This window comes from Aquificaceae bacterium, assembly GCA_037481935.1.
Classification (GTDB): domain Bacteria; phylum Aquificota; class Aquificia; order Aquificales; family Aquificaceae; genus Pampinifervens.
The window spans coordinates 228,753-248,775 of the sequence record JBBFKQ010000001.1; the positions used below are offsets into that span (position 1 = coordinate 228,753).

The window sequence follows — 20,023 nt, forward strand, 5'->3', positions numbered from 1 at the left end:
AGGACTTAAACCTGACCTAAAACCTCGCCTCGCAGACCTGCTCGTATTCTATGAGGTCGGTTATCTTTGGCTCTTTGCCACAGAGGGGACAGTGCGGGTCCTTGCGGAGCTTTACCTTTCTGAAATCCATAGAAAGCGCATCCATTATAAGGAGCTTTCCCACCAGAGGCTCGCCAATACCCAGCAGAACCTTTATGGCTTCAGTCGCCTGAATACAGCCCATTATGCCACCTATGGAGCCAAGAATTCCTGCCTCCTGACAGGAAGGAACAAGACCTGGGGGTGGGGGCTCTGGATAGAGGCATCTGTAGCAGGGGGAACTGTCCTTATCTCTGTAGTCAAAGACGGAAATCTGTCCCTCAAACCTCAGCATTGCCGCAGAGACAAGGGGCTTGCCAAGAAAGTAGCAGGCGTCGTTTATGAGAAACCTTGTGGGGAAGTTGTCTGTGCCATCCAGAACTATATCATAGTCCTTTATTATGTCCATTATGTTGGACTTGTTGAGCATGGTGTTGTAGGTTATCACCTTTACATCGGGGTTTAGCTTTTCCACCGTCATGCGTGCAGACTCCACTTTTGGCACTCCAACCCTTTCTGTGCTGTGAAGTATCTGTCTCTGGAGGTTGGAAAAGTCCACCACATCAAAGTCCACTATGCCTATGGTGCCCACACCCGCAGCAGCAAGGTAATATATGGAAGGGGAGCCAAGTCCGCCAGCACCCACCACAAGCACCTTTGAATTCAGGAGCTTTTCCTGCCCTTTGCCACCCACTTCTGGCAGGATTATATGCCTTGCATACCTCTTTATCTGCTCCTCTGTAAACTGAAACATAAGAGTAAATTATAAGCCAGCTCAGTCCTCGGCAACTGTTTTGACCGTCAGAGCACCCGCTACAACTTCAACTTTGGGCTTTTATGTGCTATATTTAAAATATGACTTTTATCATGCTGGAGGTGAAGAATGAAAAATGTTATATTCAATACGCCGGACCACAAGGTAGCTTTCTTTGAAGAGCTTATCCCTGCCTCGGCTGTGCAGTCAAATCAGGCGCTCATAATTCACAAGGGTGAAGGCATGCTTCTTGACCCTGGAGGCCACAAGGTCTTTTCCAAGCTCCTGTCAGACCTTTCCCTCTACATTCCTCCAAGCCAGATAAAATACATATTCCTTTCCCATCAGGACCCTGACATAGTGGCTTCCATAAACGGCTGGCTCATGACCACAAAGGCGGTAGCCTATATCTCCAAGCTATGGATGAGGTTTCTTCCACACTTTGGACTGGATTCCCAGCTGGAGGACAGGGTTTTCCCCATAGATGATGGCGGGACTGTGCTCACTCTCGGTGGAGACTGTAAGATTTACATACTGCCCGCACACTTTCTGCACTCGGAGGGCAACTTTCAGGTCTATGACCCCTGCTCAAAGATACTCTTCTCTGGAGACCTTGGGGCATCTCTGGGGCAGGACTACTTTGTGGTGGAAGACTTTGATAGTCACATAAAGTATATGGAAGGCTTCCACAGGAGGTATATGGTAAGCAACAAGATTCTGCGCTTCTGGGCAAACATGGTGCGTCAGCTGGACATTGAGATGATTGTGCCACAACATGGAGCAATCTTCAAGGGCAAGGACATGGTAAACCGCTTTATAGAGTGGGTGGAAAACCTTGAGGTGGGTGTTGACCTGATGACGCAGGAGAGATACAGAGTTCCTGTTGGGTAAAAAGTTCAGATTTCCTCATAGTTTGGTGCTGGTTTAATCTGAGCTTACAGCTCAACCTTCTGCCTGCTTGCATCCGAATACCTAAAGCCTTATAAGCTATAAGGGGCATGAAAGACTTTGTGCATCTTCACCTTCATACGCAGTATTCGCTTTTGGACGGTGCCATAAAGGTGAAAGACCTTGCAAAGAGGGCAAAGGAGCTGGGCTACAGGGCGGTAGCCATCACAGACCACGGGAACCTCTTTGGTATCGTGGACTTTTACAGGAGCATGAAAGCGGTGGGCATAAAGCCCATCATAGGCATGGAAGCCTACTTTACCACTGGTTCTCGCTTTGACAGAAAGGGCAAGGGCTCGGAGGACAACATAACAGACAGACACAATCACCATCTTATACTTATCGCAAGGAATGACGCCGGACTTAAAAACCTCATGAAGCTCTCCACCCTCTCCTACAAGGAGGGTTTTTACTACAAGCCGAGGATTGATTATGAGCTTCTCAGTCAGTATCATGAAGGGCTTATAGCCATAACCGCATGTCTTAAGGGTGTTCCCACCTATTACGCAAGTCTTGGGGATGAGGAAAAGGCCACTGAGTGGGTCAAAAAGTTTTTAGACCTCTTTGGCGAGGACCTTTATCTTGAGCTTCAGTCCAATTCTCTTCCTGAGCAGGAAGTTGCCAACAGAAACCTCATAAGGATAGCCCAGAGATTTGGAGTAAAGCTAATTGCCACCAACGACTCCCACTACCTTATGCCCGAGGACAGACTTGCCCATCAGGTGCTCATGGCAATACAGATGAAAAAAACCCTTACTGAGATTCAGCAGGGTGGAGGACTGAAGTGTGCCAACGAGGGGCTCCATTTTGCCTCCGCCGAGGAGGTATGGGAAAAGTTCAGAGACAAGTTTGATGGATGGGAAAGGGCACTTCTTAACACCCTTGAGGTGGCGGAAAAGACCGCAGAGAGCTTCCAGCTTCTGGAGGGCGGTGGCTATCTCATGCCACACTTTCCCACAGAAGGCGTGCCACTACAGGAATTCTTAAAAGACCTTGCTATAAAAGGGCTAAAACAGAGGATAGCCCAGGGTCTGGCAGAAGATAGCAGAGAATACTGGGAAAGATTGACTTTTGAGCTGGATGTGGTATCCCGCATGGGATTTGAGGGATACTTTCTTATAGTTCAGGACTTTATAAACTGGGCAAAGTCTCAGGGCATACCGGTTGGTCCAGGAAGGGGCTCCGCCGCAGGCTCTCTGCTTGCCTTTGCCCTTGGCATAACGGATGTGGACCCCATAAGGCACGGGCTTTTGTTTGAGAGGTTTCTCAACCCCGAGAGGGTTTCCATGCCCGACATTGACGTGGACTTCTGCATGGAGAACAGAGACAGGGTAATAGAGTATGTGAGGGACAAATACGGTGCAGAGAATGTGGCCCAGATAATCACCTACAACGTGATGAAGGCAAAGCAGACCCTCAGGGATGTGGCAAGAGCCCTTGGCATATCCTATCAGACTGCAGACACGCTTGCCAAGCTCATACCGCAGGGTGATGTGCAGGGCACTTGGCTGTCTCTGGAAGAGATGTTCCTTGTGCCTATAGAGGAGCTTTTGAAAAAATACGGAAGGCACAGAACAGACATAGAGGAAAACGCCACAAAGTTCAGAAGGTTATGTGAGGAAAGCCCTGAGCTAAAGAAGCTTGTAGAGATTGCCCTCAGGCTTGAAGGTCTAACAAGACATACCTCACTGCATGCTGCGGGTGTTGTCATAGCACCAAAACCTCTTGAGGAGCTTCTGCCCCTTTACTACGACAAGGAGGGTGCGGTGGCTACGCAGTTTGACATGGGGAAGCTGGAAGAGGTAGGGCTCATAAAGATGGACTTTCTGGGTCTGAAGACTCTCACGGAGCTTCAGAAGGTGAGGGAGTTCATAAAAGAAAGGCACGGGGTGGAAATAGACTACCTCAGTCTTCCCCTTGACGATAGGGATGTTTATGACCTTTTGAGAGAAGGAAACACCACGGGCGTCTTCCAGCTTGAGAGCAGTGGTATGAAAACCCTGCTTAAAAGACTTGCCCCCGACAGCTTTGAAGACATTGTGGCTGTGCTTGCTCTCTACAGACCTGGACCACTCAAGAGCGGTCTTGTGGATAGCTACATAAACAGAAAGCACGGAAAAGAACCAGTGGAATACCCATTCCCCGAGCTTGAGCCGGTGCTGAAAGAAACCTACGGCGTGTGGGTATATCAGGAACAAATCATGAAAGCCTCTCAGATTCTTGCGGGCTTTACCCCCGGTGAGGCAGATACCCTCAGAAAGGCAATAGGCAAGAAAAAGGCGGACCTTATGGCACAGATGAAAGAAAAGTTCATAAAGGGTGCGGTAGAGAGAGGATACGATGAAAAGAGGATAAACCAGCTCTGGGAAGATATAGAGAAGTTTGCCAGCTATTCTTTTAACAAGTCCCACTCTGTAGCCTACGGTTATCTGTCCTACTGGACTGCCTATGCAAAGGCGCACTACCCTGAGGAGTTTTTCTGCGTAAAGCTCTCAACTGAGAAGAACGACAGAAAGTTTATAAACCTTCTCAAGGATGCAAAGGCAGAGGGCTTTAAACTTCTGCCACCGGACATAAACAGGAGCGGTATGGACTTTGTTATAGAGGGTCAAAAGACCATAAGGTTTGGTCTTGCCCGTATAAAGGGTGTAGGTGAGGACACGGCAAGGCTCATTGTGGAGAGCAGGAAAAGACCATGGACTTCTCTGGGAGACTTCATAAGGACTGTGGACAGCAAAAAGGTTAACAAAAAAACCCTTGAAGCTCTCATAAAGGCGGGAGCCTTTGACTTCAGCGGTGAAAAACGCACGGAGCTGCTTCAGAGGCTTGAGGGTGGCTCTCTAATGGTTAAAGGACTCTTCGGTGGGGAAAGAATAAGGGAAGAGGATTACTCTAAATATGAAAAGGAGGTCCTTGGCTTTTATGTGTCCTCACACCCTCTTGACCCCTATGAAAAGCTCTTCAGGGGCAGGGTTTCAAACCTTGAGGTGCTGGAGGAGGTCCAGGAGGGGGCCTACACCCTCGCAGGAGTTATAACAGAGCTCAAAGTGAAGAAAACACAGAAGGGCAACCATATTGCCCTCTTCAACCTTGTGGACAAAACAGGCATAGCACAGGTCTTTGTCTTCCCAGAAACATACACCCAGAACAGGGAAAAGATAAAGGAAGACCAGATAATAGTGGGCAGGTTTGACCTGGATATAGACCAGGAAACAGAAGAAGTCAAGTTAATCCTCAGGGAGGTGCATACACCCGAGGAGTTCCTCAGAGGTGAGGGCATGAGTATAAGGCTTGTTTTTCTCAAGGAGCTTGAAGAAGAAAATCTTCTGAGGCTGAAAGAGCTCATAAGAGAGTGCGAAGACCCGGAGGGTAAAGAGCTCACCCTTGAGCTGAGGATAAACGGATACAGGACGCTCCTTCAGGCAGACCCGAGGATAAAGGTAGGAACACACATAGTAAAGTTCAGGGAAAGGCTCAGGGAAATGGGCATAAGCTTAGAGGTTTCCTGAAAGGGGAAAGATGGGGAAGCTATCTATCTCCCCTCCAGACTCTAAAGCCTGAATATGCACTTCTACCCACTCAAGAAGGTATGCGGTATCTATACCCCTGAAACCCTCCCTGCATGGCTGGAGCTGCTCATAAACCATCCTGAGAACTCTTAAACAGCTATCTCTTCTTCCACACAGATAATGGTTGTAGGCTATGGCAAGTCTTATAAGGCCCTGATAGCAGTTTCTTGAAAACCTGTCCTCCTTTGGAAAGAGCCTCCACACATCTTCTAACAGCTCGTGAGCAGAGTAGAAATCTCCGCTGTCCCAGAGCCTTTTAGCTTCCTCGAGAAGCTCTCTCTCTTTCAAGCTTTGAACCCCAGGGCAAAGCCCACTGCAAAACTGCCAGCAAAGGCAAGCTTTCTGATAAGCCCCTGCACAAACTCTGTAAATCCTTCAAACATACCCCTGAAGAGGACAAAAAGCTGACCCCAGTGGACCTCAACTATCCCTTTGCTGGCGAGCCACATGAGAGAGAGTATGTAAAGACCAAGCAGGAGCAGGAAAAGGTTGAGCACCCTTCTGGTTGCAAACCCTACCACAAAGCCGGCAAAGCCCGCATAGCCCATATCTAAAAGCAGGTCACCCCAGTTCATTGATACCTGAAGACGCTGGGGTTGAGCACATCCGGATAGTTGGTGGTCATCTCATAGTCAAAGAGCTGCTTTCTTATCCTCTGAAGGTCGGACCTATCTGGCCTGAAGGGGTAGCTCTTTATGTCGCTCACGGAGCTGTCTCCAAAGGGTCTGTTGCAGGCAACTTCTGAAGTTTTGCCCCTGCATCCTGAGGTCATGAAGGGTCTTCCGCTCCAGAAGAGCTCTTCAAAGGTATCTTTACCTATGCCAAAGTCCACCACCTGACCTTTTTCGTTGAACTTCATATCCTCATACCGGGCAATCTGGTTGTCTATGAGGTATCTGGCAAACTGAACCCTTCTAAACTGAGGTGCGGGGCATGGCTTTTCCTTTTCCATCATGGAGCCTTCTTCTGGCCAGAAGGAGAAAAGGTGCGTCCTTGCACCAAGGTCTCTTACCCTCTGTATGGTCTCTATCATCTCTTGCTCTGTCTCACCAAGCCCCACCACAAGATGGCACCCTGCGTAACCATCCCCCATCACATCACAGGCCCAGTGGAGCACCTTCCAAAAGGTTTCCCATCTGTGAGGGCTGTTCATGGGTTTTCCACGAAGCTTTTCAAAAACCTCAGGCGTTCCGCAGTCTATGGCAACGGTCACCGTGTCCGCACCCAGCCTTTTGTAGTCCTCCATATCCTCGTAAGTGGTGCCAGTGGCGTTTATGAGAAGGGATACAAAGAGCTGGTCTCCAAGCTCAGAAAGGACTCTTTTGAGCACATACTTTGTATCCCTTATAGCTCTTGGGTGGGTTATCTGCGCTATGCATAGCCTCTCCACATGACCCACCTTCTTTGCCCTTTCTATGATATCGTCCAGCTTTACGGTGGGCCACTCCACCCTTATGAAGTTCTTCTTGGAGTATTCCATCTCCCTCGCCTTCTGTAGACCGCAGTAGGCACAGGTGGCATGGCACCCTGAGGGATAGGTAAGAAGCGTGTTTATACAGCTAAGCCTTGTATTTCTGTAAAACTGTCCCGGCACCATACCGAGGGTCATAGCAGCAGCCATGCTTATCTGAAGGTATTCGGGGCTTTCCTTCTGCTCTGTGAGCCTTTCAAGAACCAGTCTGTCCATACTTACACCTCCAGAAAGTTATTATAAGCCTTCCCCGAGGCTTACCTTTAAAAATTTCTTATGAGCCTATAAGCTCACCTTTTCCCCCTTTTCTCCATTACAATTCTGGAAACCTCCGCAGCCTTTTGTGGGTCCATAGCCTCCAGTATGGCAGCCGCCTGTCTTTCCCTAAGGTTTAGCAGAATCTCTGCAGCCAGGTTCGGGTCAAGATTGTTCATTATGGCACCCGCCTCGTCAGGAGATGCCTTGTTGAATATATCCACAAGTTTTTTCACCTCCGGTCTTTGTTCCTCCTTTGGAGCTGGTGCTCTTTTAAGTTCTTCAAGTTTTTTCCTTTCTTCTTCAATCTTTCTGAGCTTTTCCTCAAGGTCCTTTGAGATTGCACTCAGCTCATCTCTCGCCTTCTTCTCCCTTTCTTCCTTCAGTTTTTTCTGAAGGGCAGACTGAGGAAAGGCAAAGCTGAAAAAAAGCAGCGCAGAAAGTAGAACCTTAACCATTCCACAACCTGTGCTTTATAAGATGTAAAAATCCCGCTTTCTGAAACTCAAAGTTCAGGTTTTTTACCATGCTCTCCCTTTCTCTGTTTACTCTGAGTATATCAAGCGCCTTTACATCTCTGTAAGCCTGTTTTAGCTTTTCTTTCCTTTCCTCTCTCAAAACCTCCAGCTCTCGGAGCTTTTCTGTCAGTTCCTTTTTCCTGGCCATAAGGGCCCTGTATTGAAAGAGCAGGCCCTCAGAAAAGGAAACCTTTGCCTTCTCGTTTACAGCTTCTGCCTCACCTTCCAAAGCTTTTATCTGCTCTTTTATGGCCTCAATCTGCATCTGAACTTCTCTCAGCTCCCTTGCCCTTGCCTCCTTTATACCCTCCTTCAGTTTTATTATCCTTCTTAAGGCCATGTTAAAATTATAAACCCTATGCACGCTGAAGTCTCTGAGCTCATAGAGATTGGTAGGGTTCTCCATTCAAGGGGATGGCTTCCTGCGAGCGGTGGGAACCTCTCTGCAAGGCTTGGAGAGGATAAGGTGCTCATAACCGCATCTGGAAGCCACAAGGGACATCTCACAAGAGAGGACTTTGTTATAGTTAACCTGAAGGGTGATGTTATGGAAGGTTCAAAAAAACCCTCCGCAGAAACTTTCCTTCATCTTCTGGTATACAGAGCCTTTCCAGAGGTCAATTCAGTCCTTCATGTTCACTCGGTCAATTCCACCCTCATATCAAGAGTATCCAAGGGTGACGTATGGCTTGAGGGATACGAACTTTTAAAGGCCTTTGACGGCATAAAAACACATGAAACGAGCTTATGCGTTCCAGTTTTTGAAAACTCCCAACACATGGAGGAGCTCTCTAAGCTGGTTGAAGGCAGGCTCAGAGAGGGCAAATTCTACGGCTTTCTTCTCAAGTCTCATGGACTCTACACCTGGGGCAGAAGTATAAGGGAGGCATACATAAGGCTTGAGGCTTTTGAGTTCCTCCTTGAATGCGAGCTTAAGATGATTCTGAAGGCATGAGGGCAAGGCTTTATATTGCAGATGCGAGAAGTATGGAGGAACTGGAGGATGAAAGTGTAGACCTTGTTGTTACCTCGCCACCTTACTGGCATATAAAAGATTATGGAGTTGAAGGTCAGATAGGATATGGGCAGAGCCTTCATAAGTATTTAAAAGACCTTTACCTCGTGTTTAGAGAGTGCTTTAGAGTTTTAAAAGGCGGGACGAAGCTGTGTATTAACATAGGAGACCAGTTTGCCAGAAGTGTTGTATACGGAAAGTATAAAGTAATACCCTTGCATGCAGAAGTAATATCCATGTGTGAGCAAATAGGTTTTGACTATATGGGTGCCATAATATGGCAGAAGAAAACCACCATGAACACCACCGGCGGTGCAAACATCATGGGAAGTTTTCCCTATCCACCGAATGGAGTTGTAGAAATAGACTACGAGTTTATTCTTATATTCAAAAAGGAAGGCAAAAGAAAAGTTGAAAGGAATATCAAAGAAGCCTCTAAGTTGACAAAAGAAGAATGGAAAGAATATTTTTCAGGTCACTGGAACTTTGGAGGTGCAAGGCAGATAGACCACGAAGCGGTATTTCCTGAAGAGCTCCCAAGAAGACTTATAAAGATGTTTTCTTTCGTTGGAGATACAGTGCTTGACCCCTTTTCAGGCAGTGGAACCACTCTTAAGGTGGCGGTTAAGCTAAATAGAAAGGCTGTGGGCTACGAGGTTAATGAGAGATATGCATCTATAGCAAGGCAGAAGCTGGGCGTATTCGGGCTTGATATTATAAAAAGAGAGCATAAGGAGTTTAAGACAGAACCAGTAGACTACAGACCAAGTGTTAAGGATGCAAAACCATTAATTGATGAAAGAATGTTAAAGCTTGGTAAAGATAACTTATACAGAGTTGTGGATGTGGTTTCTGAAGATACCATACTGCTTTCTACAGGATTGAAAGTAAAACTTGCAAATATAAGAATTAAAGACAAGAAATCTGCTATTGAATACCTAAATAAGTATGTGAAAGGAAAGGATGTTATACTCAGAATATATAATGAACTAGCAGACTCGGATACGGTCAGGGCTAAGGTTTTTCTGAAGAACAGAATACACATAAACAGAAAAATGGTTCAGATGGACATAGCAGAGGAGGTAAGGGATGAATAACAAAAGAAAGGAGTGGTTACTGAATATTGCTACAAACCGATGGCAACTGAATAGACCAAAGTATGTGGGGAAAGTGGCTGAGGAAATACGACAGTGTTCTCCCAAAAAACTGGAAGATTGGATTGAATACTATAGAGAGAAGGTCAGACCAAATAAATACGAAGATATGAGAAAGCATATTCCAGAACTTACTATAGACCATTATCTTGAACTGCTTGGGCTTGAACTTTGTAAAAGAATTCACGAGAATATAAGAAAGGAGATAGAAAGTATAACAGACGAAGACTGTGTTTCTTACATAAGAGAGCTGGTATTCAACAGAACATTTCAGGGCTATATTAGAGAAAAACAAACTGTTTACCAACGCCTTGAGGATATGCTTGGAGTGAAAATTGAGCCTGCACCTGATATCTGGGACAGAAAATATAACATTGACTTTTACATAAAATGTAAAAATGGAATAATAGGCCTTCAGATAAAGCCTATCACCTATCAACAAACTCCTCAGGTGCATAACTGGAGAAGCTGGCTAAAGGCTTCTCATGAAAGATTTAAAAGGGAGGTTGGTGGAGAGGTTTTTGTGATATTCTCCGTAAAAAAAGACAAGGGTGTGAAATATATTTATAACGAGGATGAGCTCGTGGAGTCTATTAGGAAGGCTATGATACTTTCAGGAGGTCCAGCATGAGCCTACTTGCCATCTTTGACCAAGAGGGAAAACTTGTAGAGACTGTGAAGGAATACGAAGAGATAGCCCGCAGGCTATCCACCATAGGTGTTCGCCTTGAGAGGTGGAAGACAGACAGAGAACTTCCATGGTCTGCAAGCCAGGAAGAGGTGCTACAGGCTTACAGGGAGGATGTGGACAGGATAGTCAGGGAGTTTGATTTTAAGTCCATAGACGTGGTGAGCCTCACACCCGACCATCCAAGAAAGGAAGAGCTAAGAAACATGTTTCTTTCAGAGCATACACATTCGGACTTTGAGGTAAGGTTCTTTGTAGACGGCTCTGGAACCTTTTATCTTCATCCTGATGACAGGGTTTATGTGGTTGTGTGTGAAAAAGGGGACTTTATAAGCGTGCCGGCCAACACTAAACACTGGTTTGACATGGGCACAGAGCCCTTCTTCAAGGCTATAAGGTTCTTCTCCATACCAGAGGGCTGGGTTGCAAACTTCACTGGCTCAGATATATCTACAAAGATACCTTCTCACGATGAGCTCCTGGAGCTGGCATGATAAAAGCTATAATCACAGATATAGAGGGGACGACCTCTTCCCTTCACTATGTAAGGGAGGTCATGTTCCCCTACTCAAAGAAAAAGCTCCGGGATTTTCTCGGTGCTCACTGGGAAGAGGGGCACATGAAAGACATAATAAAGAAACTTGAGGAAAGGCTCGGTCAGAGGGTAGACCTTGAGCTGGCGGTAAAAACCTTTGAGGACTGGATAGACAGGGACCTCAAAGAGCCTCTTCTCAAAGAGCTTCAGGGACACATATGGGAGGAGGGCTTTCTCTCTGGAGAGCTTAAGGGACACATCTACGAAGATGCCTATAAAAGGCTCAAAGAGTGGAAGGAAAAGGGCTACAGGCTCTATGTGTATTCCTCTGGCTCTGTAAAGGCTCAGAAGCTATTTTTTGGAAACACAGAGTATGGGGACATAACTTATCTCTTTGATGGTTTCTTTGACACTTCCGTGGGGGGCAAGAAGGAAAGGGAGTCTTACCTCAGTATAGCTATGAGCATCGGGATAAAGCCCGAGGAATGCCTCTTCATATCCGATGTGGAAGAGGAAGTAAGCGCCGCAAGGTGTGCAGGTATGAAGACAGTAAGGGTGATAAGGGATGGTGAGATCTCTGACTCCACGCACAGGGTAGTGAGGGACTTTACTCAGATAGAGCCTGAGAGCCTTTAGACAGAACCCTCAGGGAGTAGAGCACGAAAATCACCCCGCCTGCCACCGCAAGAAGGGTGCCCACACCCATAAGACTCAGAGACAGAAGCACAAGGGGGTCATCGGTAAAGCCAGTGCCATAGGTCTTCCTCGGTGCACCCTTGAGTCCTGCAAAGAAAAGCCCCAGCACGAAAAGCACCATACCAGAACCATAAAGATAAACCTGTGGCAGGGAAATCTTGCTGAGCTTCTGAGTGTAGCCAAACTCCTTAAAGAGATGATAGGCAACTGCCATGAAGGCAAGAGTCTGACTTGTTATCACGCCGTGGTAGTGAGCGGGTATGCTCAGGCTGGACTTCATGCCCATGTATCCCGCAGAGGGTTCTATAAAATAATACACAAGAGAGGGAAGCACTCCCGCATAGGCTATGAAAACGCCAAGAAGATAGAGGGTAAGGGAAATGACAAAGGCGGTTGAATAAAGGTCCCTGCCAGCCCTGAAGTTTTTAAGCAGGAAAAATATGTGAAAAAATATGGGAAGACCAAGCCCCACAGCATAACCAAGGTCCGTGAGCCTTCTTGCACTCTCGGAGACCGGGTCTCCAAATATTACGGGAATGAACACATACATAAAGCAGAAAGAAAGAAAGAGAAAACTCAGATACTTGAGCCTTCCAAGCTGAAGCTTTACGCCCCTTATCTCAAACAGGTAATACCATGCATACAGAAACATCACACCGTTTATAAACTGATGCACATGTCCCGGTGCCCAGTAGAGCCTTTCATAAAACAGGTAAAGCTCCTCCCTTGAGCCCGACTTGGGAATAGAAGTAACAAAGGCAAAAAACATAAGCACGGAAAGCAGAACCGACACGGAGGCAAGGTGCTCCCTCGGATTTTCTGAAAACACTCCGGACTCTGCCTTGCCTGTTAATATAAAGGCACCAAGCCAGAAGCCCGCAAAGAAAATAAAAGCACCGAGCCAGAAGAGGGGATGGTCTATAGTGGGCAGATAGTTGTTGGATACCCCCCTGCCAATGCCCAGCAGGGAGACAAAAGCTATGAGGAAAACGCCACCCAGGGAAAGGTAGAAGGGAAGTTTTAGCTCCTCTCTGAAGGTTATCTGCCAGAGAAGAAGACTAAAAGTCAGGAAAAAGCCCACTATGGCAAGGTCCACATGCCCTATGATCGAATGATAAAAGTATCCTGGAGGGACCAGCTTGTAGACCGCAGGAGTCCTCGCCACGGCCGCAACAAGGGCAAGAAAACCACCAAGCCCCAGTGAGATTATGGAAAGCATAAGCCATCTTCTTTGCATTATCTATCTCCTCATGTCAAAAACCATAAGGGAAAAGAGAAGAGCTATGTATAGAACTGAGTAAAAGAACAGAAACATGCCATTAGGCTTTTTAGACAGGACGAACTTTATGGTAAGAAGCAGATATATACTGCTGAGCACGAGAGCTGAGACAAAGTATATGTGCCCTGCAAGCCCATAGAGTGAAGGTAGCAGGCTCAGGGGTAAAAGCCCTGCTGTGTATATGAGGGTCTTTATCTTGGTATGCTCTATGCCCTTTGAAACTGGCAGAGTTGGGATTCCAGCCTTTCTGTAGTCCTCCGCATACTTTATGGCAAGAACCCAGAAGTGGGGCGGTTGCCAGAGAAACATTATGAGAAAGAGTATAAGGGCTTCAAAGCCCACCTCCCCCCTTACTGCCGCATACCCTATAACCGGTGGCAGAGACCCGGATACACCACCTATCTCCGTTGCAAGAGGGCTCCTTCTCTTCAGGGCAACTGTGTAAACAACCACATAAAAAAAGGAGGCAAGAAAAACAAAGAAGGTGGCAAGCAGGTTTACCTCAAGAAGCATTACAACCGCAGAAAGCAGAAGCAGAGAGAAACCAAAAACAAGGGCGTTTAAAGGTGTTATGCTACCACTGGGGAGGGGTCTGTCTTTTGTTCTGCTCATGAGTGCATCAAGGTCCCTGTCAAAAAACTGGTTAAGCACCGCTGAACCCGCAGAGGCAAGACCAGTCCCCAGAAGCGTCCAGAATATGAGCCATGGGTCTGGAAACCCCCTTTTTGCAAGATACATACCTGTAAGAGTGGTTATGAGAACAAGAAGCACTATACCTGGCTTCGTAAGGACTATGTAGTCCCTTATCAGGTTGCTGTATGCTACCGCTCTACCTACCATGCAGGTTTTACCTTTAGCTCGGGCGTTTTCTTAAGCTGGAGGTTGTATGTGAGCCAGGCAAAGAGGAAAAAGCCCATGGCAGTGTCAAGGAATACAAAGGGAAGGAAAAAGCCGGATACCACCATAGATATGGCAAAGAGAAACTGAAGGTTTATTAAAAGGAAGGCTGTGAGAGTAGTCCTGTTAAAGCCAGACACCATTGCCAGAAGGAAGGCAAGCCAGGTCACATAAGATATGTTTCTGTGGGCGAACTGCAGGGCAACCTGCCAGTTGGTAAGGTCGGGAATGAGCTTTCCTGCACATGTGGGCCACTCATGACCACAGGCTTCACCAGAGCCCGTGTATCTGACTAAAACGCCAGTAATCATGGTGGTAAGAGCAAAGGCGTAAGCCCACCAGGGCACCCCACCGGGAACTTCTTCCTTTTGAAGAAACCTGTATGTGAGAACAAGTGCACCCAGAATTATCATGGACTCATATATATGGAAAGATTCGAGGAGCATATGAGAGACATACTTGAGGTTCGGTGCTTCAGACCTTATCATCTTCATGCCTGTAAGAGCAGCAGACAGCGTGAATATAAGAGCAACAAGTGAAACTATTTTGGCAGACCTGGGGGCAGTCCTGTGTCTGAACCACAGGAGAAAGAAGGTGGTAAATACAAATATACCCGCAAGACCGCTTACTGTCCTGTGCCCCATCTCCAGCTTTGCGGCGGTGTCCTTCGGAGGCTGGAAATTACCATAGCACAGGGGCCAATCTGGGCAGGCGAGACCAGAGTCTGTTGACCTGACCGCCCCACCCCATATCATCACTATGTAAGTAAAGAGTATGGCTAGCCCTAAAGACAGTCTCAGCATAATGGTTATAAATTATACCTCAGTAGGTTCTATTATGAGTTCTCTCATGTATTTAAGCAGGCCATCTCTCAGGTCTTCCCTCTGCAGAGCAAACTCAAGAATGGTCTGAATGTATCCCATGGGGGTTCCTGTGTCGTAGACCCTTGAGTCAATTTTTATGGCGTAGACAGCCTCTTCTTCCAGCAGTAGCTTTATGGCGTCGGTGAGCTGTATTTCACCACCTTTACCGGGAGGAGTTATCTTGAGTTTTTCAAATATTCTAGGTGTGAAGAGATATCTGCCTACTATGGCAAGCCTTGATGGGGCTTCTTCAGGCTTTGGTTTTTCCACCAGGTCATCTATTATGTATATGTCCTTCTCAATATGTCTGCCGTCTATTATGCCGTATTTTGAAACATCCTTCTGCTCCACCTCAAAAACCGCTATAACGCTCTTACCAAACCTTCTGTAAACCTCCATCATCTTCCTGAGCACATTATCCTCGTCTCTGAGTATCACATCACCCAGACATACTATAAATGGCTCATAGCCCACCACAGGTTCGGCCACGAGCACTGCATGTCCCAGCCCCAGCTGCTCCTTTTGCCTTATGTATATGGGATTTATGAGCCTGCTTATCTCCATGATGTTTTTCAGGAGCTCCGTCTTTCCACACTGCTCCAGGTGCTTTTCAAGGTCCGTGTTTATATCAAAGTGATGTTCTATTGGTCTTTTGTGCCTACCGGTGACGAATATGACGTTGTCAATGCCTGCCTCAAGACACTCCTCCACTATGAACTGAATGACAGGCTTGTCAATGACTGGAAACATCTCCTTGGGCATGGCTTTTGTGGCAGGGAGAAACCTTGTCCCCCAGCCAGCCACTGGCAGAACTGCCTTTCTCACCTCCATGTCTATACCTCCTCAGAGTAGATTTTTCTCTCTCAAAAGCCTTGCAAGCTCCTCGTCTCTCTTTGCAAGTTTTCTGAGCGCCTCCAGAAAATCTCTGATTTTTGCTTTATTCTCCGTAAGTTCTTCTTCCATCTTTTTTACCCTATCTTCAAAAGGTCTTACCATAGTCTTTCTGTCCCATATGGCAAAACCTATGGTCACCGTAGTTATGCTTACAAAGACGCCGGCAGGTATTCCCATAAATACCAGAATCATCTCAATTTTCTTATTTAGCTCCTCAAACCTTTTATCCACCTGCTCAAACCTTCTGTCAGTTTGTTCCATAAATACCTTTAAGGTCGCCTTAATCTCTGCCACATCCCTCAGAAGTTGTTTTTCTTTCGCAGGCGTAAGGGCAAGAGAGGCATGCAGGAAAATCATAAGGGCAAAAAACAACCTTATCATAAGCCCTCCTCTTCTAAAATATACTTTGCCATTTCCTCACAGGCAAGGGGATTGGCAAAGGCTTTTATGTTCTTTGAAAAAGATTCATAGTCCGCAATAAGCCTATTGAGCCTCTGGATTATGGAATCTGTGTCAGCCTCTTCCTGCGTGAGGACAAGCCCCCCGCCTATCTCCTCTATCTCCTTTGCGTTGTAGAACTGGTGGTTTCCCACTGCATGGGGGAAAGGAACAAAGAGAGAGGGCACGCCATACAGAGAAAGCTCCGTTACCGTTCCCGCACCAGCTCTGCTGAGGGCTACTGTGCTGGCTCTGTATATTAGGTTCATCTTATGGCTGAAGGGAAGAGTGAGGACTTTCATGCTCTTTCCTTCATAGAGGCTCTTTACCCTCTCGTAATCCTTCTCTCCCGTTATGTGTATCCCCTGCCAGCCAGTCTTTAAAAGGACCTGAGGAGCTATTTCATTTAGAAAGTTCGCTCCCTGACTACCTCCCATTACGAGGAGGGTAGTCCTGTCTTCAAGCCCGAGCTCTGAAAGCGCCTCCTCCCTTCTGAGCTTTAACCCCTCAAGCAGGGAACTTCTGATGGGTAGCCCAGTTCTGACCGTCTTGTCCTCAGGAAAATATCTCCTTGAATATTCAAAGGTTATAAACACCCTTTTTGCAAATATTGTCAGAAGCCTGTTCGTTCTGCTGGGTATTGAGTTCTGCTCGTGAAGGTATAGTGAAGCTCTTTTGAAAAGGCATGCCAGTCCGAGGGGAAGGCTTGCGTAGCCTCCAAAAACCACAGCCTTATCCTCCTTACTTACCAGCTCTGCTGTCCTGATACTTCCCAGAAGGTTCTTAAAGAGGGCTGAAAACTTGTCTCTAATACTCCTCCCCATGAAAGGATGAGACTGGACAAAATGGCTCTGCACCGGTATTCTGTCTATAAGTTTTTTTTCAATACCTCTTTCCGAGCCCACAAAAGCAGAGGTTACACCCTTTTCAAGGAGACATTCAATCAGGGCAAGGGCAGGGAAAAAATGTCCACCAGTGCCTCCACCGGACACAAAAACTTTCATTCAGAAGCATTATAAAGTGGGCTTAGCCTGAAGTAAAGAAGAGCACCTCTGAGTATGGAGTAAAAAAGAGTAAGGCTGAGAGCCAAATGTAAAAGGATGGGCACTAAGGTTAACTTCATAAGAGGCAGAAGATACAGGCTCAGTGAAAGCAATAGGCTGAGCAAAAAGCATGCAGTAATAAGCTTCTGGTCTATTACCTCAGACATGAGAGGAACTCTGAAAGCACCTTCGTTGCTTAGATGAAACCACACAAGAAAGGGAATAATCCTGAACATCATACCGATTATAAGAGTTGAAAAGAAGGAACCGAATGCGAAAAGGAATCGCTGACCAAATCCTTCAAGGAGCAGAAGAAGCATAGAAATAAGAAGGTGCAGGTGGGAAAGATACCAGAAAAGCAGGCTCCTGTCCGCAACTTTTCTCTTTCTTGTCAGGAGTCTGTGAAAGGTAATCAGGGCATGGGCTGAGACGAGGAGAGCAAGTGGAAGGGCTGAGAACTTGGACTCACTAAAGGCTATTGCTATGGCGGGAATCAAAAGGTAGGAGAAGTTCATGGCATATAACCTTGGATACGCCTTTGTCACGAAGAACATCTCCACCACCTGAAAGGAAACGCTTGCAACAAGGGAAAAGACCCAGCCAAAGAGCATGGTAAGTAAATGTGCCTTTAAGAGGTATTCCGTGTAAGGAACATAGCCTGAATAAGACAGCACCACAAGAAAGCCCAGAAGGGCACCAATAAGAACAAAAAGGAGGGAAAACTTCATACCTCGCACAGTAGGTGTGTAGCTTTTAATCCTTACAAGCTTGTAAAGCATCAGCAGGCCTGTATAGGCTACAGCCAGAAGAAGCATGAAGGCACCGGCAAGAAGCAAATAGAGGCTCTGAAAATAAAAGCCAGACAGAAAGGGCAGATAGCCAGAAATGGTTAAAAGCCATGAAACAAAAGCCTTTGGTTTTGGTCTTTCTATAACAGCACCTGTTACAACAGGAAGCATCTGAAAAAGGGCACCAAACATGGAAAAGAGAGCAAAACCAATGGTGGTTATGTGAACTAGAAGAGGAAGGCTGAGCCTATCACTGAAAAATGCCACAAGCTCAAGCAGTGAACCCAGAAACCAGAGAAAGCAAGCTGTTGTGAAAAAGCCAGAGACAAGGATAAAAGGCGGAGCCTGTAGTAGGGAGAGCCCTCTGGGGAAATTCATAGAGCTTCCATTTTCTGAACCACTTCAGGTGCGTCAAGGTGCTGGTCACACATGGGGTAGAGTATCTGCTCTTCTTTCATATTGTGCTGTTGTATAAGTATCATAAAGGTCTCCCCTGTAGAAAGAAAAGCCTTCTTATCCCTGCTTTCAAGAGCCTGCTCCATTCTCTCTAAAAGCTCCCTTGCCTGCGCATGCTCCATCCTCATTACCTGTGTTGGGCCCATAACTATCCCTGTCCTCCCCTCAAACTCAGGGAAGAGCACATCCTCTTCCCTTTGAAAGTGCCTGAGCGTTTCCACTTTAAATAGCTCAAACGCCTTCTTCGCCTCCTCCCAGCTCCCGGAGCTGACAAGCTCTTCCACTCTTGCGTAGAGGTCATCACATTCTCTGTGTTCCTCTGTCAGATACTCTGTTATGGTAAACATGTTTCACCTCCTTTGGGCATTCTGATAGTATATATATACTTACTTTTTCCCCTCCGTCAAGGGGCTATATTAAATCCCCATGAAAGTTTCTCTCTTCACCCTCGGTTGCAGGAGCAACTACTTTGACTCCGAGCTCATGGCAGATAATTTCAGGCGAAAGGGATACAGGGTTGTAAACTCTGAAGAGGCTGTGGACATATACATAGTAAACACATGCACCGTCACCTCTGAGGCAGACAGGTCATCCCGTCAGGCTATACGCAGGGCAAGGAGAAAAAATCCCAGTGCAGTAGTGGTTGCCACAGGGTGCTATGCACAGGTTAACCCTCAGGCACTTGCCAGCATGGAGGAGGTTGACCTTGTAGTGGGTAACTCACACAGACACAGAATAGTTGAATTAGTGGAGGATTTCCTTCAAAGCAGAGGAAAGAAGGTCTTTGTAGATAATATATTTCGCCAGTCCAAACTTGAAAGCTTTGACCTTGTAACATACTTTGAAAAGGCAAGACCCTTCATAAAGGTTCAGGAGGGTTGCAATCGTTTCTGCACCTTTTGTGTAATACCCTACGCAAGGGGAAAGGTGAGGAGCGTCCCTGAGGAGAAGGTGTTGCAGGAGGTGCAGTTGCTCGCAGAGAGGGGCTTTCAGGAAATAGTTCTGACAGGCACCCAGCTCACCCAGTATGGATGGGACATGGGAACAAGCCTTCATGAACTTCTGAAAGGACTTCTTAAGGTTAAGGGGATAGAGGTCATAAGGCTCTCTTCCCTGTATCCCGCAGAGATTGACCACAGGCTTTTTGATTTGATAACCTCGGAAGAGAAGATAGCTCCGCATTTTCATCTTTCCCTTCAGAGCGGTTCTGACAAAATTCTTGAGCTCATGGAAAGGGAATACACATCAGAGGATTACAGAAGGCTTGTGGAAAGAATAGTCAGCAGAAGACCCCTTTCTGCCATTGGCACGGACATAATAGTTGGCTTTCCCAAAGAGACAGAGGACGACTTTGAAAAAACTTACAGACTTCTTGAGGAGCTTCCTATAGCCTACATGCACATTTTCCCCTACTCAGACAGACCCTTTGCAAAGGCAAACAAAATGAAGGGGAAGATTCCTTCTGAGGTAAGAGAAGAGAGAGTATGCAGGCTGAAGGAGCTGGATAGAAAAAAAAGAGAGGAGTTCTACAAACAAAACATGGGGAAGAGCCTGAGAGCCACTGTAATAGACAGAGGCAGACTCCTTACGGAAAACTACCTGCATGTGGAAAGGGAAAACATGGAAGAAGTAGGGAAAGTTGTCAGGATTGTGCTTTAATGCGTGTTATAATACATACAGACAA

22 protein-coding genes are annotated in these 20,023 nt (G+C 46.6%); 8 read left to right on the forward strand and 14 right to left on the reverse strand.

Annotated features, from left to right (window positions below):
- Positions 1-16: 16 nt before the first annotated feature.
- On the reverse strand, positions 17-832 hold the full coding sequence (gene moeB / locus WHS43_01300; protein MEJ5338275.1) for a molybdopterin-synthase adenylyltransferase MoeB: 816 nt from the start codon (positions 830-832) through the stop codon (positions 17-19).
- A gap of 129 nt (positions 833-961) precedes the next feature.
- On the opposite strand from moeB, the gene WHS43_01305 reads away from it, so the two are divergent.
- Together WHS43_01305 and dnaE are read left to right on the forward strand one after the other, a co-directional pair.
- Positions 962-1,723: an MBL fold metallo-hydrolase gene (locus WHS43_01305; GenBank protein ID MEJ5338276.1), complete on the forward strand. Its 762-nt coding sequence runs from the start codon at positions 962-964 to the stop codon at positions 1,721-1,723.
- Positions 1,724-1,830: 107 nt separating this feature from the next.
- Complete coding sequence (dnaE, locus tag WHS43_01310; GenBank protein MEJ5338277.1) at positions 1,831-5,289, forward strand: DNA polymerase III subunit alpha; 3,459 nt, start codon at positions 1,831-1,833, stop codon at positions 5,287-5,289.
- Here the strand turns inward: dnaE and WHS43_01315 are convergent.
- From WHS43_01315 to WHS43_01335, 5 genes are all read right to left on the reverse strand, one after another.
- Entirely contained in the window at positions 5,275-5,637 is a 363-nt protein-coding gene (locus WHS43_01315; protein ID MEJ5338278.1) for a DUF309 domain-containing protein, read from the reverse strand. The two genes, dnaE and WHS43_01315, sit on opposite strands and share 15 nt — an antisense overlap.
- A complete protein-coding gene (locus WHS43_01320; GenBank protein MEJ5338279.1) occupies positions 5,634-5,924 on the reverse strand; it encodes an FUN14 domain-containing protein in 291 nt (96 codons plus the stop codon). The genes WHS43_01315 and WHS43_01320 overlap by 4 nt, the downstream gene beginning before the upstream one ends.
- Positions 5,921-7,036: a radical SAM protein gene (locus tag WHS43_01325; protein ID MEJ5338280.1), complete on the reverse strand. Its 1,116-nt coding sequence runs from the start codon at positions 7,034-7,036 to the stop codon at positions 5,921-5,923. Before WHS43_01325 ends, WHS43_01320 begins: the two co-directional genes overlap by 4 nt.
- A gap of 74 nt (positions 7,037-7,110) precedes the next feature.
- On the reverse strand, positions 7,111-7,533 hold the full coding sequence (locus WHS43_01330; protein MEJ5338281.1) for a hypothetical protein: 423 nt from the start codon (positions 7,531-7,533) through the stop codon (positions 7,111-7,113).
- Positions 7,526-7,933 (reverse strand): hypothetical protein, encoded by a 408-nt coding sequence (locus tag WHS43_01335; protein ID MEJ5338282.1) that lies wholly within the window; start codon positions 7,931-7,933, stop codon positions 7,526-7,528. Before WHS43_01335 ends, WHS43_01330 begins: the two co-directional genes overlap by 8 nt.
- 18 nt (positions 7,934-7,951) lie before the next feature.
- On the opposite strand from WHS43_01335, the gene WHS43_01340 reads away from it, so the two are divergent.
- From WHS43_01340 to mtnC, 5 genes are read left to right on the forward strand one after another with little or no spacing between them, the layout of a single operon-like run.
- A complete protein-coding gene (locus tag WHS43_01340; protein ID MEJ5338283.1) occupies positions 7,952-8,548 on the forward strand; it encodes a methylthioribulose 1-phosphate dehydratase in 597 nt (198 codons plus the stop codon).
- Positions 8,545-9,705, forward strand: a complete 1,161-nt coding sequence (locus WHS43_01345) for a site-specific DNA-methyltransferase (protein MEJ5338284.1) — start codon at positions 8,545-8,547, stop codon at positions 9,703-9,705. Before WHS43_01340 ends, WHS43_01345 begins: the two co-directional genes overlap by 4 nt.
- Entirely contained in the window at positions 9,698-10,393 is a 696-nt protein-coding gene (locus WHS43_01350; GenBank protein ID MEJ5338285.1) for an MjaI family restriction endonuclease, read from the forward strand. Before WHS43_01345 ends, WHS43_01350 begins: the two co-directional genes overlap by 8 nt.
- Positions 10,390-10,944, forward strand: coding sequence for a cupin (locus WHS43_01355; GenBank protein ID MEJ5338286.1), 555 nt, complete (start codon positions 10,390-10,392; stop codon positions 10,942-10,944). The genes WHS43_01350 and WHS43_01355 overlap by 4 nt, the downstream gene beginning before the upstream one ends.
- Positions 10,941-11,621: an acireductone synthase gene (mtnC, locus tag WHS43_01360; GenBank protein MEJ5338287.1), complete on the forward strand. Its 681-nt coding sequence runs from the start codon at positions 10,941-10,943 to the stop codon at positions 11,619-11,621. The genes WHS43_01355 and mtnC overlap by 4 nt, the downstream gene beginning before the upstream one ends.
- On the opposite strand, the gene WHS43_01365 is transcribed toward mtnC, so the two are convergent.
- The 8 genes from WHS43_01365 to WHS43_01400 are packed head-to-tail and all read right to left on the reverse strand — an operon-like array spanning position 11,593 to position 18,686.
- On the reverse strand, positions 11,593-12,918 hold the full coding sequence (locus WHS43_01365) for a cytochrome C oxidase subunit I (GenBank protein ID MEJ5338288.1): 1,326 nt from the start codon (positions 12,916-12,918) through the stop codon (positions 11,593-11,595). The genes mtnC and WHS43_01365 overlap by 29 nt on opposite strands.
- Positions 12,919-12,921: 3 nt before the next feature.
- Positions 12,922-13,800 carry a heme o synthase gene (cyoE, locus tag WHS43_01370; protein MEJ5338289.1) on the reverse strand — a complete coding sequence of 293 codons (879 nt, stop codon included), beginning with the start codon at positions 13,798-13,800 and terminating at the stop codon, positions 12,922-12,924.
- Positions 13,794-14,660, reverse strand: coding sequence for a COX15/CtaA family protein (locus WHS43_01375; protein MEJ5338290.1), 867 nt, complete (start codon positions 14,658-14,660; stop codon positions 13,794-13,796). The genes cyoE and WHS43_01375 overlap by 7 nt, the downstream gene beginning before the upstream one ends.
- A 12-nt stretch (positions 14,661-14,672) precedes the next feature.
- Positions 14,673-15,551, reverse strand: a complete 879-nt coding sequence (galU, locus tag WHS43_01380) for a UTP--glucose-1-phosphate uridylyltransferase GalU (protein ID MEJ5338291.1) — start codon at positions 15,549-15,551, stop codon at positions 14,673-14,675.
- A 12-nt stretch (positions 15,552-15,563) separates the two neighbouring features.
- The gene (locus WHS43_01385; GenBank protein ID MEJ5338292.1) at positions 15,564-15,995 is read right to left on the reverse strand and encodes a hypothetical protein; all 432 of its coding nucleotides are present in this window, start codon (positions 15,993-15,995) and stop codon (positions 15,564-15,566) included.
- A complete protein-coding gene (murG, locus tag WHS43_01390) occupies positions 15,992-17,056 on the reverse strand; it encodes an undecaprenyldiphospho-muramoylpentapeptide beta-N-acetylglucosaminyltransferase (GenBank protein ID MEJ5338293.1) in 1,065 nt (354 codons plus the stop codon). Before murG ends, WHS43_01385 begins: the two co-directional genes overlap by 4 nt.
- Positions 17,053-18,261: a hypothetical protein gene (locus WHS43_01395; protein ID MEJ5338294.1), complete on the reverse strand. Its 1,209-nt coding sequence runs from the start codon at positions 18,259-18,261 to the stop codon at positions 17,053-17,055. Before WHS43_01395 ends, murG begins: the two co-directional genes overlap by 4 nt.
- Positions 18,258-18,686, reverse strand: a complete 429-nt coding sequence (locus WHS43_01400; protein ID MEJ5338295.1) for a hemerythrin domain-containing protein — start codon at positions 18,684-18,686, stop codon at positions 18,258-18,260. The genes WHS43_01395 and WHS43_01400 overlap by 4 nt, the downstream gene beginning before the upstream one ends.
- 79 nt (positions 18,687-18,765) lie before the next feature.
- Between WHS43_01400 and mtaB the strand changes: the two genes are divergently transcribed.
- The gene (mtaB, locus tag WHS43_01405) at positions 18,766-19,998 is read left to right on the forward strand and encodes a tRNA (N(6)-L-threonylcarbamoyladenosine(37)-C(2))-methylthiotransferase MtaB (protein MEJ5338296.1); all 1,233 of its coding nucleotides are present in this window, start codon (positions 18,766-18,768) and stop codon (positions 19,996-19,998) included.
- Positions 19,999-20,023: the final 25 nt, after the last annotated feature.

Bases quoted from the DNA above. Each gene is read 5' to 3' on its own strand.
- mtaB (MEJ5338296.1), top strand. From the start codon at position 18,766: ATGAAAGTTTCTCTCTTCACCCTCGGTTGCAGGAGCAACTACTTTGAC.
- WHS43_01395 (MEJ5338294.1), bottom strand. From the start codon at position 18,261: ATGAATTTCCCCAGAGGGCTCTCCCTACTACAGGCTCCGCCTTTTATC.
- WHS43_01305 (MEJ5338276.1), top strand. From the start codon at position 962: ATGAAAAATGTTATATTCAATACGCCGGACCACAAGGTAGCTTTCTTT.
- WHS43_01385 (MEJ5338292.1), bottom strand. From the start codon at position 15,995: ATGATAAGGTTGTTTTTTGCCCTTATGATTTTCCTGCATGCCTCTCTT.
- WHS43_01350 (MEJ5338285.1), top strand. From the start codon at position 9,698: ATGAATAACAAAAGAAAGGAGTGGTTACTGAATATTGCTACAAACCGA.
- WHS43_01325 (MEJ5338280.1), bottom strand. From the start codon at position 7,036: ATGGACAGACTGGTTCTTGAAAGGCTCACAGAGCAGAAGGAAAGCCCC.
- murG (MEJ5338293.1), bottom strand. From the start codon at position 17,056: ATGAAAGTTTTTGTGTCCGGTGGAGGCACTGGTGGACATTTTTTCCCT.
- WHS43_01335 (MEJ5338282.1), bottom strand. From the start codon at position 7,933: ATGGCCTTAAGAAGGATAATAAAACTGAAGGAGGGTATAAAGGAGGCA.
- WHS43_01375 (MEJ5338290.1), bottom strand. From the start codon at position 14,660: ATGCTGAGACTGTCTTTAGGGCTAGCCATACTCTTTACTTACATAGTG.
- dnaE (MEJ5338277.1), top strand. From the start codon at position 1,831: ATGAAAGACTTTGTGCATCTTCACCTTCATACGCAGTATTCGCTTTTG.
- WHS43_01365 (MEJ5338288.1), bottom strand. From the start codon at position 12,918: ATGCAAAGAAGATGGCTTATGCTTTCCATAATCTCACTGGGGCTTGGT.
- galU (MEJ5338291.1), bottom strand. From the start codon at position 15,551: ATGGAGGTGAGAAAGGCAGTTCTGCCAGTGGCTGGCTGGGGGACAAGG.
- WHS43_01330 (MEJ5338281.1), bottom strand. From the start codon at position 7,533: ATGGTTAAGGTTCTACTTTCTGCGCTGCTTTTTTTCAGCTTTGCCTTT.
- WHS43_01340 (MEJ5338283.1), top strand. From the start codon at position 7,952: ATGCACGCTGAAGTCTCTGAGCTCATAGAGATTGGTAGGGTTCTCCAT.
- WHS43_01345 (MEJ5338284.1), top strand. From the start codon at position 8,545: ATGAGGGCAAGGCTTTATATTGCAGATGCGAGAAGTATGGAGGAACTG.
- moeB (MEJ5338275.1), bottom strand. From the start codon at position 832: ATGTTTCAGTTTACAGAGGAGCAGATAAAGAGGTATGCAAGGCATATA.
- WHS43_01320 (MEJ5338279.1), bottom strand. From the start codon at position 5,924: ATGAACTGGGGTGACCTGCTTTTAGATATGGGCTATGCGGGCTTTGCC.
- cyoE (MEJ5338289.1), bottom strand. From the start codon at position 13,800: ATGGTAGGTAGAGCGGTAGCATACAGCAACCTGATAAGGGACTACATA.
- WHS43_01400 (MEJ5338295.1), bottom strand. From the start codon at position 18,686: ATGTTTACCATAACAGAGTATCTGACAGAGGAACACAGAGAATGTGAT.
- mtnC (MEJ5338287.1), top strand. From the start codon at position 10,941: ATGATAAAAGCTATAATCACAGATATAGAGGGGACGACCTCTTCCCTT.
- WHS43_01355 (MEJ5338286.1), top strand. From the start codon at position 10,390: ATGAGCCTACTTGCCATCTTTGACCAAGAGGGAAAACTTGTAGAGACT.